Annotated in this window: 19 protein-coding genes; 4 read left to right on the top strand and 15 right to left on the bottom strand. The window is 41.3% G+C overall.

The genetic code is table 11. The annotated features are described in order from the left end of the window. Window positions 1–101: 101 nt before the first annotated feature. Complete coding sequence (locus tag B7360_RS14100; protein ID WP_085343799.1) at window positions 102–362, bottom strand: hypothetical protein; 261 nt, start codon at window positions 360–362, stop codon at window positions 102–104. A gap of 565 nt (window positions 363–927) precedes the next feature. On the opposite strand from B7360_RS14100, the gene B7360_RS14095 reads away from it, so the two are divergent. Next, window positions 928–1,767 (top strand): LysR family transcriptional regulator, encoded by an 840-nt coding sequence (locus B7360_RS14095; RefSeq protein WP_085343798.1) that lies wholly within the window; start codon window positions 928–930, stop codon window positions 1,765–1,767. A gap of 306 nt (window positions 1,768–2,073) precedes the next feature. After that, entirely contained in the window at window positions 2,074–2,286 is a 213-nt protein-coding gene (locus B7360_RS14090) for a hypothetical protein (RefSeq protein ID WP_012842272.1), read from the top strand. 102 nt (window positions 2,287–2,388) lie between these two features. On the opposite strand, the gene B7360_RS14085 is transcribed toward B7360_RS14090, so the two are convergent. The 10 genes from B7360_RS14085 to B7360_RS14040 form a co-directional block, all read right to left on the bottom strand. After that, on the bottom strand, window positions 2,389–2,778 hold the full coding sequence (locus B7360_RS14085; RefSeq protein ID WP_012842271.1) for a universal stress protein: 390 nt from the start codon (window positions 2,776–2,778) through the stop codon (window positions 2,389–2,391). A gap of 926 nt (window positions 2,779–3,704) precedes the next feature. Next, on the bottom strand, window positions 3,705–3,866 hold the full coding sequence (locus B7360_RS14080; RefSeq protein ID WP_005394474.1) for a YoaH family protein: 162 nt from the start codon (window positions 3,864–3,866) through the stop codon (window positions 3,705–3,707). A 42-nt stretch (window positions 3,867–3,908) separates the two neighbouring features. Then, window positions 3,909–5,030: a conjugal transfer protein TraF gene (locus tag B7360_RS14075; protein WP_046875459.1), complete on the bottom strand. Its 1,122-nt coding sequence runs from the start codon at window positions 5,028–5,030 to the stop codon at window positions 3,909–3,911. Between the two features lie 60 nt (window positions 5,031–5,090). Continuing rightward, complete coding sequence (locus tag B7360_RS14070) at window positions 5,091–5,972, bottom strand: DUF2861 family protein (RefSeq protein WP_005394478.1); 882 nt, start codon at window positions 5,970–5,972, stop codon at window positions 5,091–5,093. A gap of 6 nt (window positions 5,973–5,978) precedes the next feature. Then, window positions 5,979–6,641, bottom strand: coding sequence for a response regulator transcription factor VxrB (vxrB, locus tag B7360_RS14065; protein ID WP_005394480.1), 663 nt, complete (start codon window positions 6,639–6,641; stop codon window positions 5,979–5,981). Then, entirely contained in the window at window positions 6,616–8,070 is a 1,455-nt protein-coding gene (vxrA, locus tag B7360_RS14060) for a sensor histidine kinase VxrA (protein WP_085343802.1), read from the bottom strand. The genes vxrB and vxrA overlap by 26 nt, the downstream gene beginning before the upstream one ends. Window positions 8,071–8,225: 155 nt before the next feature. After that, the gene (gene pntB, locus B7360_RS14055; RefSeq protein WP_085343797.1) at window positions 8,226–9,602 is read right to left on the bottom strand and encodes a Re/Si-specific NAD(P)(+) transhydrogenase subunit beta; all 1,377 of its coding nucleotides are present in this window, start codon (window positions 9,600–9,602) and stop codon (window positions 8,226–8,228) included. 8 nt (window positions 9,603–9,610) lie between these two features. Beyond that, window positions 9,611–11,167, bottom strand: coding sequence for a Re/Si-specific NAD(P)(+) transhydrogenase subunit alpha (locus B7360_RS14050; protein ID WP_005394487.1), 1,557 nt, complete (start codon window positions 11,165–11,167; stop codon window positions 9,611–9,613). Window positions 11,168–11,602: 435 nt separating this feature from the next. Then, window positions 11,603–11,884: an HlyU family transcriptional regulator gene (locus tag B7360_RS14045; RefSeq protein WP_012842269.1), complete on the bottom strand. Its 282-nt coding sequence runs from the start codon at window positions 11,882–11,884 to the stop codon at window positions 11,603–11,605. Window positions 11,885–11,925: 41 nt separating this feature from the next. Next, window positions 11,926–12,294, bottom strand: a complete 369-nt coding sequence (locus tag B7360_RS14040; protein ID WP_085343796.1) for a late competence development ComFB family protein — start codon at window positions 12,292–12,294, stop codon at window positions 11,926–11,928. 254 nt (window positions 12,295–12,548) lie between these two features. On the opposite strand from B7360_RS14040, the gene B7360_RS14035 reads away from it, so the two are divergent. Next, complete coding sequence (locus B7360_RS14035) at window positions 12,549–13,787, top strand: GGDEF domain-containing protein (protein ID WP_053808401.1); 1,239 nt, start codon at window positions 12,549–12,551, stop codon at window positions 13,785–13,787. Window positions 13,788–13,811: 24 nt separating this feature from the next. Here B7360_RS14035 and B7360_RS14030 read toward each other — a convergent pair whose 3' ends face one another. Beyond that, entirely contained in the window at window positions 13,812–14,804 is a 993-nt protein-coding gene (locus B7360_RS14030) for a Solitary outer membrane autotransporter beta-barrel domain (protein ID WP_085343795.1), read from the bottom strand. Next, window positions 14,801–15,760, bottom strand: a complete 960-nt coding sequence (locus B7360_RS14025; RefSeq protein ID WP_085343794.1) for a diguanylate cyclase — start codon at window positions 15,758–15,760, stop codon at window positions 14,801–14,803. Before B7360_RS14025 ends, B7360_RS14030 begins: the two co-directional genes overlap by 4 nt. A gap of 273 nt (window positions 15,761–16,033) precedes the next feature. Between B7360_RS14025 and B7360_RS14020 the strand changes: the two genes are divergently transcribed. After that, window positions 16,034–16,471, top strand: a complete 438-nt coding sequence (locus B7360_RS14020) for a DUF3069 domain-containing protein (protein WP_005394495.1) — start codon at window positions 16,034–16,036, stop codon at window positions 16,469–16,471. Window positions 16,472–16,542: 71 nt separating this feature from the next. On the opposite strand, the gene modC is transcribed toward B7360_RS14020, so the two are convergent. Together modC and modB are read right to left on the bottom strand one after the other, a co-directional pair. Then, a complete protein-coding gene (gene modC, locus B7360_RS14015; protein ID WP_085343793.1) occupies window positions 16,543–17,649 on the bottom strand; it encodes a molybdenum ABC transporter ATP-binding protein ModC in 1,107 nt (368 codons plus the stop codon). After that, on the bottom strand, window positions 17,649–18,335 hold the full coding sequence (gene modB / locus B7360_RS14010; protein ID WP_005394498.1) for a molybdate ABC transporter permease subunit: 687 nt from the start codon (window positions 18,333–18,335) through the stop codon (window positions 17,649–17,651). Before modB ends, modC begins: the two co-directional genes overlap by 1 nt. Window positions 18,336–18,352 lie beyond the last annotated feature (17 nt).

Genomic DNA, 18,352 nt, shown 5'->3' with positions numbered 1-18,352 from the left:
GGCAAGCCGACAATGAGCAAGTCTCTCGCCCACCCTTTGCGCGTTCTAGGCCAAAGGCGAACCACTCAACATAACACTCACCCATAATGCGCACTTTAGAGTTAGGAGATTAGCAGTGGCGATGTCAGCTTAGTTACACCGTATTTGGCTTTTGCGGCCTTGCAGGCTTCATCGGCTGTATTGTATGGACCATGAACTTTTATTTCACCACAGCGACCACTTGATAAGAACCAGTCATCAACTTTAAAACCGTGTAGCCGATTAAGTTCCTGCACTGTATCTTTGATTACTTTCGACACTATACGCGTTTGTTCTGCATCTTGCTCATTCAAGTAGACGAACAGTTGGATTGGATATTCCATTATTTCTCTGCAATTTTCTGAGTTAACAAGATCTTTTGCTGGCGTTCTTGAAGTTCTGATACTAACTCTGCTGGGCATGAGCTAGTGTTTAAGTTATATCAGATAAGCAACCTAACGATTGCTTAAAGCCTTTGTATTCAAATCTCATTATATCCTTTCGATAACTTATGTTTTAAGCTATCGAAAGGATGAGAAAATTCAATGTTCTCACTTATGGGCACGTATTGTTCATCCCAAAAGTGTAAGTATTACATTAGCTTTATAGGAACGTAAACTCTCTACTTTTCAATCTATACCTAGATCTTTCTTCATATGTTCACTCAACTCACTAGTGGTTCTTACATTAATTTTATTTTAGTTTTTCCTTTTCGTTATTTAATTCGATTGAGTTAATTTCTTCAGGATATTTGTTTAACTTAATATCCAATATAGTTTTATTAAGATAGTAGTCTGCCATTATTTCATGACGGCTTTTAAATATCATTGTCCCCCTCCGTTGATGCAAGTTATACTTTCCCTACCATTAAAAGACAACGTGACTCAGAGTTGCAAAAAGGTAACAATCATGGAATTGATGAACAATGAGCTGGTCTGCTTTGCAGCCATTTGTAAACACCTCTCTCTTACAGAGGCATCAAAAGAACTTGGAAAGTCGAAAGCTCAAGTCAGCAGGCAGTTAGCGGCATTAGAAAAACAACTTGGTGTAACACTCGTCCACAGGACAACAAGAAAACTCGTTTTAACTGATCATGGCGAAAGCATTAGAGAGCTTGCCATCAAAACGTTAGAGAGCTTGCAGGAGTTAAATTACAGAGCTAGCTCGTTGAGTGAATGCATTAATGGAAAGTTTAAAATTACAATGCCCAATTCTATAGCCTCTTCTATTTTTGGTTCTGTTCTTAAAGGCTTACAAGAACGATATCCAGCAGTGAACTTTGAAATATCATCAAGTAACAATGTTGAGAATTTATTAGAAAGCAATGTAGATTTAGCGATTAGGCTTAATAATATTATTGATGACACTCTGATTGCACATAAAATCGGTGATTATAACGATGTTTTAATATCTACAGTTAACAATGCCAATAACAACACGCTATTAATCTACAAGAATCACTCGAATAAGGAATCAATTAAAAAGCAGTACACTGACATTATCGAAGTTGATAACACCTCTATTTTAATAAACTTTGTCTCTGAGGGTGTTGGGGTTGGCGTCATTCCAAATTACCTTGTAAAAGGTAACCATATAGACAACAATATCCAAATTTCACAAAATTTTGATATAGAACGCTCCATGTATATCGCCTACCCTTATCAAAACCCTTTACCAAGAAAGCTAGCTGAAATATCTACTTTTATTAGGTCTGAGTTATCAAAAATATTGAAAAATGAATCACTTTAGGATGGCTTTTCAGGTTTATAATTTTCCTTTGATAACTCATGAGATCTAGCGAGAAGCTTTGTAACGTATTGTTTCAAAGAGCCTCGTTAGGCATTTATGAAAATCCCCAACTTTATGCTTGTTATCACAACATGAGATGCTATACCGTTTCATTATCAAGGCTTTGCGTGGAATAAATCACGTGGGTTAAACGATAGATTGACTTACATTAAAAATTTAATCGAAAGCAGCTTTATATTAAATTGATTTCATACCGTTCTGCGTGTATCTTCTACCCATATCCCCACAATAACCAAGGAGAATGCCATGGATAAGCTACTCGCGTCTGCACTAGAAATTAAGCAGCGAACTATGGTGACTGGCTTTTTTGCTAGAAATGGATTCAAAATTGCTATGACCGATTTTGATGATGTCACTTTTGAGCGAGAAGGTGTGCAAGTTAACGTGCATTTTGATTTGCAGTCAAACGCAGAGTCTGCATCTATTTTATCCCAAGAGGCATCTGCCATTCCTGGTTAGTTATTTTGTTGTCAATCATACGCAAAGCCGAACGCAAACGTTCGGCTTTTTAATATGCGAAAAACGGGATTACAAAAGATGTGGCACAAACCTGCGTTACTGTCACTCATCCAAGTAAACAATCAATAAATCTGCTTCAACCTCATTCGCTACCCTTGGTACCGATGAAAAGAAACGGCTCAATAAATTATGATGATGACCGCAGACTACTAGGTCTATTCCCTCTTTTTTTACGATTCCCGACAATTTGATATGAAGGTCACCGATAACTGCCATCGTCTCGTGTACTGGATATAGGCATTTATCAGCGAGTTCTTGTAGCTCCTTTTGCAACTTTTGTTCTTCTTTCGGCTCCATGATCACACGATCAACATCCACATAAACGAATGAAAGTTTGGCGTTCGAGTTCTTTGCTTGAGTTATTGCTTTTTCGATAACGACTTGGCTAGATTGAGATAAATCAACAGCGACTAAAACGTGCTTGTAACTCATTCTTTCTCTCCTAGTTAGTTTTCATGTGCTTATAGTAAGTCTAGTTCACTAAGAGCGAATGCAATGTCTAAACTCATATTTCATGAAAATATGGGAGTTTGATATAAGAATGTGGAAACAGCGAGCGATCAGCTATCTAATAGCCATTGAAGGCTCGTGAAGTCAACTAGTGACTTAGGAACCAGTTATTGATATGTGGCCCATTTTGTTCTCCCTCCTTAAGATGTACATAACTATGTAACTAACGCAAACAAACCCACGTTACGCCGTCACTACGCTTCTAAACCCTGTCAATTTCTATTGCAGCTTGTTTTATATTCCTAATTACAACGTCGCCTAGTTTAGTAAAACCACTTGGCAATAAGTAATTTTTTCGTGTAATCCATCGATCAAGATTAAGAGTTATTTCATAGACAACACTGAATTAAAGACAAGATTTAGAGTTAAAACAGAGTCCAACACTCCTATGTTCAACCTAAAACCGACATACGTCTGCGAGCACTTACTGTCTATATAACGTCAACTATATAACTATATTCAGATTTTATTTTTCTGTTACAACGTGTCTTTTTTATCTTCACAGCATAATCCTCTACTTGAAAACATACCCAATCATCATCTTGTAATTTAATTACACAAAAAGATGATCGAAACATAACCACAAGACAAAAAACCAACACAAGTTACTGATTTTATTAATTTTAATTTAAAAAATAGCATTTCACCCCATATTCGTTCAAGCCAGAACGCATCAAGGTTAACTTAAATAAGTAAAATTTTACTAACTGCTTAGTACAGAATAGAGGAAGTTGAATAAATTGAAAGGTATAGAAATAACGTTACGACGTAACTACGTTAAGGTATGAAAATATTTGAGGATAAATATGAGGACCAAAAAACAGGGCCAAAGCCCTGATATGAATTAATTAGTTTTGTTGCTGTTGTTTTTCTGCGTACTCAGATCGAATCTGTTCGGCAACAATTTTGATGGCTTCTGCTGTACTTGTGCCCTTCGCCATCAATTCTTGAATTTTCTCTACAGCTTGTTGTTGCTCTTGGTGAGATAGAGGGGGTAAATCGTCAAACATAAAAAAGCTCCTCATTTTGAGGAGCAGACTATAACGATTCAATTAATAGGTCGCAAGGAAATTAATGGATGCCCCCATTGCGTTCTCGTTCGTGTACTGAGCAGCAATATCTAATTCGATCAACTTAAGTGGAGACAGTCCAATACCTGCAGTAATGGTACCTTCGTCGCTACTTCGAGCTAAGTTTTTCATATAACCCGCTCGCAATGCCATTTGACGCAAGATATCAAATTCAATACCAGCTCGAATCATTTGTGTATTATCATCAAAGGATGAAAAACGTTTTTCTTCATTAAGATCGTAGTCGACACTCATAGTAAAGTAATCGGCAACAACCCCTGCCCCGACCGTATATACGGGACGCATGCTGTATTCGTATGATTTTATCGTATCACTGCCATACATGAACGATTTTGTTTTAACGTCTCTTCCGATCAAGTTTTTTGCTGAAATACCGACACGATATGGGCCAAAGAACCAAAGCGCGCCCGCATCCAAGTTAAACATCGTTTCCGCTGTCTCATGTTCACGTAAGTCTTTGGTATCGAAATTCTGAAAACTCGTGGCGTAAGAGTACGTATAAATACGCTGAAGTTTAGGCGTAACACCAAATGAAAGGTGTTGATTCATAAAGTTGGTGTATTTAGCAAGTGATACACCTGCTTCAGCAACACCAATAGAAACACCTTGTACGTAGCTATCGTCTAACGGATTAGTACCTGACGTATCTACTTTTGGTTGTACGAATGATTCAGTGTATAACTTACCGTAAGCAGTTGCAGATAAAAATTTATTAGGAATACCTATAGCGACAACGCCACCAAGATCAAAGTCAGTTTTTTTTCCATCTATGGCATTCATCGATTTTTTGATTTCATCGACATCGGTCAATTTGCTGATGCGTTCGATTTCATCGACAAGATCATATTGATCATCGTAGTTACCACCAAAACTTGGCACGATCATTCCTGCATCGTCGTTTCGGCGATAAATTGCAGTAAGTGCGGGGTTGAAAAAAGGAGCAGTCAGATAAGTTGCTGATACCGTACCAACGCCACCCATCGCATCGCTACGAGCTTCTATCGCATAAGTGGCAGCCGAAGCAACGTTTGCGAAAAGTGTGGTGGCAACTGAGGTGGCTAGAATTTTATATTTGGTTTTCATACTACACTTGTGATTTTGGTTCTTCCTGAACCTTTATCGGCACAAATGGTATTTCTTTAACTATTCTTCTTGGGAAAGATCATAGGTTCGGCTAATAGTTTGAGCTTGCTCAACAATTATATCGCCCTGCCAACGACGACTGTTGATACTCACTGCTAGCACGTATCTATCATTTGGGACACCCGCAAGCTCTAGTGAATTGGGATAGTTAGACTCGTACGTCTTTTTCCACATTTGCTCGTATTGACCATCAATGTAGTCATATAAACCAACTTCAAGTTGCGGTAATGGACAATGGGGATTACGAAGTGCGCTCTTTTCTACTTTCCAATTCTCTTTAGATGTCCAACGAACATATTGCGAAGAATTGGAATCTCCTAATATTACCCAAGTTCGATACTCTTGTTTATCTTTAGAAACAATAGTTAAGTGATACAAGCCTGCTTCAAGCTTACCCGTGAGGTTATAGCGTTTCGAATAACTACGCTCATTGGCTAATTCCGTACCGCTCGGCTGTTCTTCATAACTGAATGAACTGTCTGCGGATATAGAATCATCCACCCATCGATTAAATGAAATATTTTCGATGTCAGTTGTAGCTCTTAGCTTGATCACTAACCTAAATGTATCTCGCCCAGGGCTTTGGATAGTCTGACGAATAACGTTCACGCCACTTATCCATTCAGGCAGCGTTACACCAGTGAGAGACTTGCCACAGTTTTTAGATAGTGACTGACCAAGAAGGTCATTGAGATGAGGAGTCAAATCTTTACTTGGTTCCGTTTGCCACAGTTCAACAAGAGAGTTGAACATACCGGCAAGATCATCTTCAAGTAAGTGTTGATGTGCCTGCGTTAAAGGCGTGTTAGTTTGAAACCAGTCCATTGCATGGACTGGTTTCACTAACGCTAATGAGAGAACTACGGGGAGTAGTGTTTTCATTATGACTTATGCTTTCATCTTGTAGCCAACACCGCGAAGTGTTTCAATTTCCAGTCCTGGCAGTTTTTGACGAAGCTGCAATACGTGCGTATCCACAGTACGTGTTGTTGGGAAGTGATTATAACCCCAAACGTGGTCAAGTAGCTCATCACGAGTAAACACGCGACCTAAGTTCGACGCTAAAAATAGCAGTAGATCAAACTCTGTACGAGTTAACGTAATTAGCTCATCTTTATAGGTAACTTCACGAGTTGAACGATCAATTTCTAAGTCTTTTGTGATCACTTTATCAGCGCTGCTTTGCTCTGCTGAATCCGGTGCTCGTAGCTGTGCACGGATTCTCGCAAAGAGTTCCGCTTCAGCAAAAGGCTTCGTTAAGTAGTCGTTCGCGCCGGAATCAAGGCCTGCAACTTTATCTTTTACGGTAACAAGTGCCGTTAGCAAGATAACTGGTACGTCTTTAATCTGTTTCCATTCTGGGAGACATTGTACAGAGTCACCATCTGGGAGTTGGCGATCGAGAATAACCAAGTCAGCTTTTTTCCATTGTGGTTCTACGTCTGCAATACGTTCCACATGTAAACACTCATATCCTGCTTGTTCCAGGCTTACTAACAGGCCATCAGCCAAGTTTTTATCGTCCTCAACGAGAAGCAGTGTCTGTTTCACAAGGTATCTCCAATATAAAGGTTGTAGGTGGTCCCATCAGGGACATTTTTCCGCCCATGCGGCCTACCATAGATTCAACGATTGTTAACCCAAGTCCTAACCCGCTCTTACTGACGAACGGTTTCTTCAAATTTGCCCAATCTTTAGCCGTTAGGCCACCAGCATCTCGGACTTGGAATACTATTTTTTCTTCACTAGTTGAAACATCCAATTCAACTGGTGCAATACCGTACTTAAGCGCATTACGAAGCAAGTTATCGATACAAGTTCCTAACCAGTACACATTAACTTTAGCAGCCACATCTTCATTGATATTGAAAAGCACGGCACTATCAAATTCTTCTTCGATCTTAAATTCTAACCAGTCTGCGACAGACAGAACCCAATCTGTTGCAAGCATTTGGTTATCAGATTGCAAATAATCTTTACTCGCTTCTGCCAATTGACGCAAACGACGTGTATCTTCACACAATCTGCGAAACTCGTCATACACGCTTTCAGGTAGATGCTCGAACTCTCGGCGAAAGCCCTCAACCGTCAGTGATAGAGATGCAATCGGTGTTCTGAGCTCATGCGTTAAAATTTGCAACACAAGCATTCTACTACGGAGCTCTTCTCGCTTACTATTCCAGCGGTATACAGCCCAACCAATCACTAGAAGAATATTTGCGATTACCAGTATGATCATACTGATCCGCAAAACTTGTGAGTGATCTTCTACATCCCAACAAATATTGCCTCGTTTAACAAAGCAACTTTTGCTTTGAGACGCTAGAGCGTATGACAAACCCGCATTAGCGACGTTTTCTTCCCAGATATCTTTCTCGAAGACAAAGTAACGGTCACCACGTCGTAACCAAAGTTCGTTACCTTCGATAAACATGCTCGCGCCTGCAATCAAAGCATTAATGGCGTCGTCGTCCATGTTTTTCAAGCTTTCTAACAACTCATCCCCTTCCTCATTGTCACGCTCTTTAATATGCATGTATTGAGCAAGCTTGGGTTTGAGTTCTGGATACTTATCCACATAGCGTGCAGCATAAGTCCCACCACCAGGGTGAATGAGGCCACTACGCGAAAACCAACGTGGTGTCAGTTGCGTCCCTTTACAGATAGCTCTTGTAAATACTAACGGCTCAGTAATTAAAGGACTCAGTGGCAATTTACCACGACAAGTATTCGCTAAGCTGTAAAGCTGTTGTATATCTTTTAACGGATAGTCAGACGTTTGCGGCAGAAGCGAATCTGGCGCAAGTAACTTGGTAGGATAATTTGATTGCAGAATACGAATATCATACGATTTAAGAGCTACTTCATAATTAAATAGCTCTGTAAACGTATCTATTCTTTCTGGTAGTGAATCGGAAAATGCAGGTGCCGAAAAAAGCGGCAATACAGTTGCAAAACCGAGCAAAAACTTTTTAATCAAACTGTTACCGTCACTTGTTACATTAGCCAAAACTATACATCAATCTACAAGCAATTGACATCTGCTAACAGAAGGATTTGCATTACTATAACATTGAAACGGAACAAAAAAGGGCCAGCGATTGCTGACCCTGTATAGTTTTAAATCAAGAATGGTTAGAGTGCTTTAAAAATAGACTCAACACTTTCCTTCGCATCACCAAATAGCATTGATGTATTTTCTTTGAAGAACAGTGGGTTCTGTACACCTGCGTAACCAGTATTCATTGAACGCTTGAATACCACTACATTTTTCGCGTTCCAAACCTCCAGTACAGGCATACCAGCAATCGGGCTGTTCGGATCTTCCAGAGCTGCCGGGTTTACCGTATCGTTAGCACCGATAACCAGTACTGTATCGGTTTCAGCGAAGTCATCATTGATTTCATCCATTTCAAGAACGATATCATACGGTACTTTCGCTTCAGCAAGTAACACGTTCATATGTCCCGGAAGACGACCTGCTACTGGGTGAATACCAAAGCGAACCTCAATACCTTTTGAACGAAGTACGTCAGTAATTTCATGCACTGGATACTGCGCTTGCGCTACAGCCATACCATATCCTGGGGTGATGATTACTGATTTTGAGTTCTTCAGCATTTCAGCGACTTCTTCTGCCGTTGTTTCGCGATGTTCGCCCTGCTCTTCGTCACCTGAAATCACAATCTCTTGACCAAAGCCACCAGCAATAACACTGATAAACGAACGGTTCATGGCTTTACACATGATGTAAGAAAGAATCGCACCTGAAGAACCAACCAACGCACCTGTTACGATTAATAGATCATTTGCGAGCATGAAACCTGCTGCTGCTGCTGCCCAACCTGAATATGAGTTCAGCATTGAAACGACAACTGGCATATCAGCACCACCAATTGAAGCAACTAAGTGGTAACCGAACGCGAACGCAATCAGTGTCATCACAATCAGAGCGAACATGCTGCCATCTGCTTTTACGAAGTAGATCATAAGAAGCGTAGAAATCACAACCGCTGCAAGGTTCATTTTGTGCTTGTGAGGAAGGTTAAGCGGCGAAGAAGGAATCACACCACGTAACTTACCAAATGCAACAATTGAACCCGTGAAGGTTACGGCACCAATGAAAACACCCAAGAATACTTCTACAAGGTGGATAACATGTTCAGCATGAGTTGCTGCTTCTGGCGCATCAAGGTAACTGTTGTAGCCAACTAAAACCGCAGCTAAACCTACAAAGCTGTGCAGTATCGCAACCAGTTCTGGCATCTCGGTCATTTCTACTTTCTTCGCATAGAAAATACCGATCGCCCCACCTATCGCCATCGCAATAATGATCCACCCAAAGCCTTGAGCATCAGGGCTGAAGATCGTCGCGATCAGCGCGATCGTCATACCTGCGATACCATAGTAGTTACCATTACGAGCGGACTCTTGCTTTGAAAGCCCCGCCAAACTCATGATGAAAAATAATGCAGCAACAATGTAAGCTGCTTGTACTAATCCTGCAGACATTGTAACTCCTATTTATCTTTGCGGAACATTTCAAGCATACGCTTGGTGACGGTGAAACCACCGAAGATATTGATGCTGGCGATCAATACAGCAATAAAGGATAGGAATGAAACGACCCCATTACCTTGCCCAATTTGCAGTAATGCACCAACCACAATAATGCCGGAGATAGCATTCGTTACCGACATAAGCGGAGTATGAAGTGCATGGGTAACATTCCAAACCACGTAGTAGCCGACAACACAAGCTAAAACAAATACAGTAAAGTGAGAAAGGAACGCTGCCGGCGCAACCGATGCAATCCAAGCAAAAGCACCTACTGCCGCGGCTACACCAATAATCTTCTTCGTTGGAGAGGTAGGTTCTTCTACTTTAGGCTCTGGTTTCGCAGGTTGCTCTTGTTTCACTTGCGGCTGCGCTGAAACCTGGATTGGTGGCGCAGGCCATGTAATTTCACCTTCTTTAACCACGGTGACACCACGGATAACAACATCTTCGAAATCAATATTGATGTTACCGTCTTTTTCTTTACACAGCAGTTTTAGAAGGTTAACAAGGTTTGTCGCGTAAAGTTGAGAAGATTGCGTTGGCAAACGGCCGACCATGTCAGTGTAACCAACAATTTTTACGCCGTTATCTGTCATGATAACTTGGTCTTTCACTGTGTATTCACAGTTACCGCCATTAGCAGCTGCCAAGTCAACAATGACACTGCCCGCTTTCATGCTGTCGACCATTTCTTTGGTGATCAGCTTCGGAGCAGGTTTGCCAGGGATTAGTGCCGTTGTAATGATGATATCAACATCTTTAGCTTGCTCTGCGTATAACTCTGCCGCTTTTTTGTTGAAGTCATCGGACATTTCTTTTGCGTAGCCGTCACCAGAACCAGAGTCTTCTTGGAAATCCACGGTCAGGAACTCTGCTCCCATGGACTCAACTTGTTCTTTTACTTCTGGGCGAACGTCAAATGCACGAACAATAGCTCCTAAGCTACCCGCAGCACCGATTGCAGCCAAACCAGCCACACCCGCACCAGCGACCAATACTTTCGCTGGTGGTACTTTACCGGCAGCCGTGATTTGACCTGTAAAGAAACGACCAAACTCATGAGCTGCTTCAACAACCGCACGATACCCAGCGATGTTAGCCATCGAAGAGAGCGCGTCTAAGGCTTGTGCACGAGAGATACGAGGAACGGAATCCATGGCAAGAACGTTAATGTTCTTACTTGAAAGTTGTTCCATCAACTCTGCGTTTTGAGCAGGCCAAATAAAGCTAACAAGCGTTGCACCATCTTGTAGTAGTGCGATTTCGTCAATGCCTTGTTCTTCATCTACGATTGGCGCATTAACTTTTAGAATAAGACCAGATGCCCAAACTTCTTCACTAGAAACGATTTTCGCACCAGCAGCTTCATAAGCAGCATCATCGAAACTCGCAAGCACCCCCGCTTGGGATTCAATCGCGATATCGAATCCCAACTTTATTAACTGCTCAACCGACTTCGGCGATGCAGCTACTCGCGATTCACCCGCAAGTATCTCTTTAGGTACACCGATTTGCAAAACGCATACTCCTTGTATACATATCAATAAATTAGTCCCAAAACAGAGCGTCGCTCTACTCTAACTCTTTTTTATTTCTATCTGTTTACCACGCAAGACAATTGCAAACGAAAGATGGTGTTTGGGGCCACCCATTTGCACAATAACACCTTGACTAACAGCCCTGTTATTATTCTGTTTGTATCGAACGCGTCTCATTACTTCAAGTGTTTTGTAATTTAAATACTAAATTTCATTACATATAACGCTAAGTAATGAATGATTGTCGCTCTGAGCACGAAAAATAACAACGCCATGCCTTACTAGACTGAGGTCTAACCAGATCATAATTAAATGCTGACTTAACAAACATTTAAGCTCTAAAAAAGAAAGAGCCATCAGCATATACACTAATGGCTCTTTTTAAGATGATTGGAATCAAGTTGCGGTGAATTGTTAGTCGAAGATTTTATCGCCCATTTGATCGATAAACATTTGAGATTTCTTCAACATAAGTTCATTGGCATCTTGTTCCGAGCCGAGCAAATCTGAACGAATAAATCGATGCGTTTTTACTTCATCGTCGTATTGCTTTTCTATTCGACCAGCAATGCGGTATTGCCCACCCTCTGAAAGGCTCTCTTGGTAAATAAGGAAACCTTTGTACTTAACTGGTTCCACAGTTTTTACTTCAGCAGTCTTTTCACTACCACCAAACAAACGCGAAAAAAATCCCACGGTTCCTCCTTGGGTAAGCTCATCGATAGATTAAGCTTGTATCACTTAATATTGACATTGAGGATTGGTTTTTCATACCAGTCCAATTCTTTGTCTTCATCATAACTGGTATGGGTAAAAATTACAGGTACATCATAATCTCGGTTTTTACGCCGGTCTTCTTTCACCATTTCTGCCGCGTTTTTCACCGCGATATCTGCACTTTGCTTAAATTGGGTGAGCTTTTGTTCCGGAAGCGAAGATAGAAAATCAATATCATGACGAATATAGACAGGTTTAAGCTGAATAAGTGCAAGGCACGCAATATCTGCGAGCTGCTCGTTGTTATACTGCTCTACAAACTGAGGCAAACTGAGCACTTGTCCAACAAGTGTTTCCATGTAGTTATGCACATCTGAACTTATCTGCATTGGCAAATCTCCCTTGTTCTATGAAAACAAGTATAGCAACGACTTGTTTATAACAACTTATTGATTGCTCTTAATTTAATCAATCTCTCTCTTTTTGTCGTAATGTCTCCCAAAATACTTGGGAAAATGAGCAAATAGACGTATTCTTGCTAGTTCTCGAAGCATGAAAATCGATAGCAGATTAATATCTATATTGATGAAACGCTTAACCTAACCAATTATATAATCAACTATTTTCAGGCAATTTGTAATAGATGTCCTCATCATCAATGACTTCATCAGGCTTTCGATTCCTTTTCCCATTTATGTTGCTGGGATTAGTGAGTTCGAGCATGAACAACATCATTCAGATGACTCAGTCAAACTGGGGTATTGCCGCAAATTTGCCGTACATACTGTTAGGCTGTGCACTGCTCCTTTGCTATTCATTTAAGCAAGGTCGGGAGTCAATGGTGTGCTTAGCGACGTTACTGGCCTATTTCGTGATACAGCACAGGCTACAAGTTCCACTTCAAAGTGGTACAGCCTTACTTGAGCTGACCATTTTAGCCACGCTACTTCCTGTTTCTTTTCTTGCGGTATTTTTGTTTAGTAAAGACGGTTTCGACTCAAGAGCCATGTTTACTTACCTCTTGATGTTAACGATGTTCGTTCTTTGGTCTTACCTTACGTTAGCGTATTACGTTGAAGGTGGGTTTGAACAATGGACAAGCGGCATTTTATTTATCGTACCTACGGTTTCTAAACTGCCTTTTATTCTAGTTTTATATTGTGTGGGTATTGTCTGCTTCCTCGGAATTCTTGTTTTAAAGAAGAATGAAATCATCCATGCGATGACCTACTCTGCAATGGTGCTGGCGTCCGCGACGTTCATTTTCTTTGATGTGCAATACATATCTAGCACCATGTTTACCCTAACGGGATTGCTTATCATTATTTATGCTGCCTCTGCCAGCCATCAATTGGCTTTCACAGATAGCTTAACGCGGATCCCGAGTAGGCGCGCACTCGACCTTGACTTAAAACACATGGGCAAAAAGTTCACGATCGCAATGCTTGATGTTGACCACTTTAAAAAGTTTAACGATACCTACGGTCACGATACGGGTGATGACGTATTAAAAATGGTCGCTTCGCGTCTAACTAAAACTCCCGGTGGCGCAAAAGTATATCGATTTGGCGGAGAAGAATTTACCATCGTCTTTAAAGGCAAGTACGCAGATGAGTGTAAAGAGTTTTTAGAAGAAGCACGTAAATCCATTGCAGAGTATGAGATGATTTTACGTGATGAAGAATCCCGCCCAGATAACCATAAACAAGGTCAAAAAAAGCGTGGTAACGACAGTTCGAGGAGAAAGTCGGTCTTTGTTACCGCAAGTTTCGGAGCGGCCGACAGCAAAAACGGGCAAGCACCTCAGGACGTGATTAAGTTAGCGGACGAAGCGCTTTACAAAGCGAAAAAAGCTGGACGCAATTGCGTGAGGCTTCATTAATACCCCAGAGCGAAAGTTAGCTGACTAATCTTGATTAAAGAACAAGACTAAGCTTCCTCCTTTTAACGCACTGCCATAATTGATCGTTAATCCGATCCCGATATTATCTATCCAATCGGAGTCAAATGGTGGTGTCATTAACCATCCAACACTGGCTTCGTAGTAGTGCACAGTATTCATGGGTTTTCTTGTATCACCACCAATATCAACTCGATTGAAGCTCGAATACACTGACTGCACAGTATCTCCAATGTGGGTAAAATCATAAAACACCTTTATTCCATTGACCCAATACCAGCCTTCCGGATTGCCAATATCACCATTATTTGCTTTACCCCAGCCAGTGCCATAAAAATAGTGAGGAGCCGACCAGAGGTACCATTTCCCCCACGATTCATGCTCTAGGTATTTGAGCTTTGTGTTGACTTCTCCGACAACGGCCCAAGCACTGGTGTTTAGGTATACACCTTCTAGAAATGGTTTTAGGTCATTCAGTGCATTACTACGATAACTATAATCGTTTTGATAGTACATTAAGTGTGAGCCGATTGCACCGCTAAGCGCTAGTTTGTCTGTGAGGTGTTTTTCTCCAGCAAACTCAATATACCCGCCCATGACTAACTCTTTACTTTTATCTGGAATCTGTCCTTTTTGGTCTACATACAAATCTTGCTCTGTACTTAAGGCATAAACTCGGCCATTTAATAGATAGTGAGTTTGTATTCCCTCTTGTTCAAACAAATCAAAACTAAATGGTAGCGTTGATACAGCGATCTTCTTTCTGAGATCAACCGAATCTTGAGTACCAATGTCTTCGTTATCTATGTTGAAGTATTCGTTCGGATCGAAATCATGAAATCCTACCGTAAAGACATCGCTATCTGACAGAACGATCCCAATAGCAAAGTTCCTTTCATACTCTTTTTGTATCTGATCTTGAATCGAATTAGCCTTAGAACATAATGAAAAAAGTGACAGTGTAGCTAAGGTATAACTATTGATAACAGATTGTTTCAACTTGCATTTACCACCGTATGTGTATTTCTTCCTAAAGATTTTGAGGTATACAACGCTCTATCCACCGTCGCATACAAATCAGACTGCAGCTCTTTTCCCGTTGGTTGAAAAACAAAAACACCTTGTGACACTGTCACTCTATTAGACACACTAGAATACTCATGTGGGTAATCCAGAAAATACATGGCCTCTTGTATACGTTCTGCTTCTCTTTCTGCGGTTTGGGCGTCTGTGCAACCCAGTAACACCACAAACTCTTCTCCGCCATAACGCCCTACGTATTCACCAGAGCGACAAAATGTTGCTTTAAGTTGGTTCGCAATGGCTTGCAAGCAACGATCTCCTTCTATATGACCGTAATTATCATTAAACGGTTTGAAAAAATCGACGTCCAATAAAATCAAAGCCATTGGCATGTTGTGACGGCCATGCCATGCAACCATCGATTCTAACTTATGATCGATATAACGACGGTTATAGAGTTTGGTTAAGCCATCTTCATTCGCTTGCTGGGTCAAAAGTTGATTCACTTTCTCCAATTGAGCTGTCGCTTGTTTAAGCTCTCGTCTCATATGGGCAATACGCTGCATTGCGATAAGCTTAGAGTTCAGTACGAGTTTATCTACGGGTTTAATTAAATAATCATCACCGCCGGCCTCTATGGTCTTTGCAATCATTTCTGGTTCTTCGTGACTGCTCAGGAAAATTATTGGGATCCAGTCGGGAAAGGTTTCTCTGATATGAAGAGAGACTTCAAAACCGTTCATATCTGGCATCGATATATCGAGTAATACCAGTTCAGGATCAAAACTCTCGTAGGTGTTTAGTGCTTCTAGCCCACTCCCCACCGCTTTTACAATATGTCCAAGTTGCTTAAGACGAATAGCCAACTGCATCCTGTCTAGCTGAACATCGTCAACCAGGAGGATTCGCATTGATGTCCCTGTCGGTTGCATAACGCGTTCCATTTCTTATTTTGTCTTTATTAAACATATACCATACTCATAGAGTTGTTGCATTCGACTCATAATTAAGTGCTATATTTTTGTTTAAATATCACGGAATCAATTGTCTATAACGATTACACTGAAAATTGCCCTACCAAAACATGACCAACGAACGTTAGTTCAACAAACTCACGTGTTCTGGTCATCTTGCGGACACATGGGTATAGCTATTTGATGCATTTGGTATTAATATTCCCGCCTTTTTGTAATGAGAGACACACCATGTCAGAAGCAACTAACAGCGAAAGCAAAAAAATCGATCTAGCAACCATTTCTCCTGAACTACGTAAAGTTATTGAGTTTGACGAAGTTCCAGAGCAAATGTTCGAAATGGTTACCTCTATCCATGAAGTGTCTGAAGAAGCAGTGCGTGAGTCTTGGGACGAAATGCCTGCAAGTGCTCAGAACATTCTAGATAACTTCGAGCAATTTCATGCTCTAGTTTCTGTTGGCCAAGCATTTGCTGGTATCAACGTGATGGAAGAATTCCCTACTCTTAATCTGCCAGAAAACATGACAGATGAAGATAAAGAAGAATACCGCGCTCAATTACTTGATAATGTGCTTCACAACTGCGTGAAAGACATGGTTAAGCAACTTAAGAAAGCACGTCGCGACCCACTTCTTAAACGCGAATTCAAAGAAGTGTTCGCAAAATAACGTTTTTCCGACAAAATAAAGGCCGCGTTTGCGGCCTTTTTTGATCATTAAGCGTGCGTAGCTTTAAACGATTAATGCGGCGCTAACGCCACGTCTTTTTGCGTGACACTGACACCTTTAATTTGTGCGAATACACTATCACCTGCCTTTAAGTCGAGATCATCAAGCGCCCAAGGTGTTATCGTTGCCCACAAACAACATCCCTCATCTAGCTTTAGCGATACATTAATACTCTGTTTATCATCAGCCGCGTTAAACACCTCGATTGAATCGACAGTCGCAGGCAGGATATTTCGAATAGAAGTCGCCTTAGGTTGCTCTAGCGTAATAGAAACGTCGTTGGCACGCACTTGTAAGCGAATTGGCGTCTCTGGCTCACCATCAATCTTTTGCACCCATAGTGATGCATTAGGTGCAAGGCTGACACAAGTCAGCGCATAACGCTCATGATGTTCAGCAATTCGGCCTTCAAATAAGCTGCTTTGATCCGAGAAAGACTGCCACGGACGCATCGCATGAGAAGCCCACACGTCTTCAAGCTTACCTGAACTCGTAATTTTACCTTGGTCAATAATTGCAAGGTGCTGAGCAAGCCTTAAAATTTCTTGGAGACTGTGCGTGACATAGATAATCGGAATATTAACCTTATCCGACAGTTCCTCCAGAAATGGCATCACCTCACGTTTTCTCGGCATATCAAGTGACGCAAGTGGTTCATCCATCAAAAGCAAGTTGGGTTTTGATAGTAATGCGCGCGCAATCGCAACACGTTGCTTTTCACCACCAGACAGTGAGATCGGGAAGCGCTTTAGTAACGGTTTGATAGACAAGAGTTCGGTGACGGCATCAAAGTACTTGTCATCTTTTTCTTTAACGCCATACAACAAGTTGCCTTGAACCGAATAGTGAGGAAATAAACGCGAGTCCTGAAACACGTAACCAATGCCGCGCTTGTGTGTTGGTAAGTTGATCCCCATTTCACTATCAAACAAAACGTGATCACCAATCGCAACATGTCCCTGCTTTGGTGCAACTAATCCGCTGATGATATTAATTAACGTGGTTTTTCCCGCACCAGATCGCCCAAACAAAGCGCTAATTCCATTACACGGTAACTCAAGCTTAATATCGAAGTCAGTATCACCAAGCATTTGTTTAAATTGAACTTTAATCGTCATTACTTCGCACCCAATCGACTTGCCGCTTTACGATTTAACCATTCAGAGATCATTAATGTAGACAAAGCTAACGCGATAGAAATGATACATAGGCGAGCCGCCTGCATTTCCGCGCCTGGCGTTTCAATAAAGTTGTACATTGCCAGTGGAATCGTTTGGGTCTCTCCTGGAATGTTAGAGACGAAACTGATCGTCGCCCCAAATTCACCAAGACTACGAGCAAAGGACAGCATCGTCCCAGTAATAATTCCGGGAATGGTCAGTGGTAACGTAATGGTGAGAAAAACTTTTAAAGGAGAAGCGCCTAACGTTGACGCGGCATGTTCCAGTTTAGGGTCAACGTTCTCTAAACTTAACCGCACAGACCGAACCATCAAAGGCAAGGCCACGACAATACAAGCGACTACTGCTCCTTTCCAATTAAAGCTAAAGACTAGCCCTACATGTTCATAGAGCCACTTTCCAAGAAACCCTTGCCGCCCAAGAGAAATCAACAACAAATAGCCGATAACCACTGGCGGCAATACCAGTGGTAAATGAATTAAGCTATCGAGGATCGATTTACCGAAGAACGTTTTTCGAGAAAGTAGCCAAGCAAGAAAAACGCCGAGAGGAATGAGCCAAAGTACTGCGTACGCGCCCACTTTGAGGCTTAACATTAAGGCTTGGTATTCCAGTTCTGTCACGCTTCGTTCCTATTATT

The sequence above is a fragment of the Vibrio sp. ArtGut-C1 genome, assembly GCF_002105475.1.
Lineage (GTDB): Bacteria > Pseudomonadota > Gammaproteobacteria > Enterobacterales > Vibrionaceae > Vibrio > Vibrio diabolicus.
Note: the sequence above shows the minus strand (reverse complement) of the source record. Positions and strands in the feature narration are given on the sequence as shown.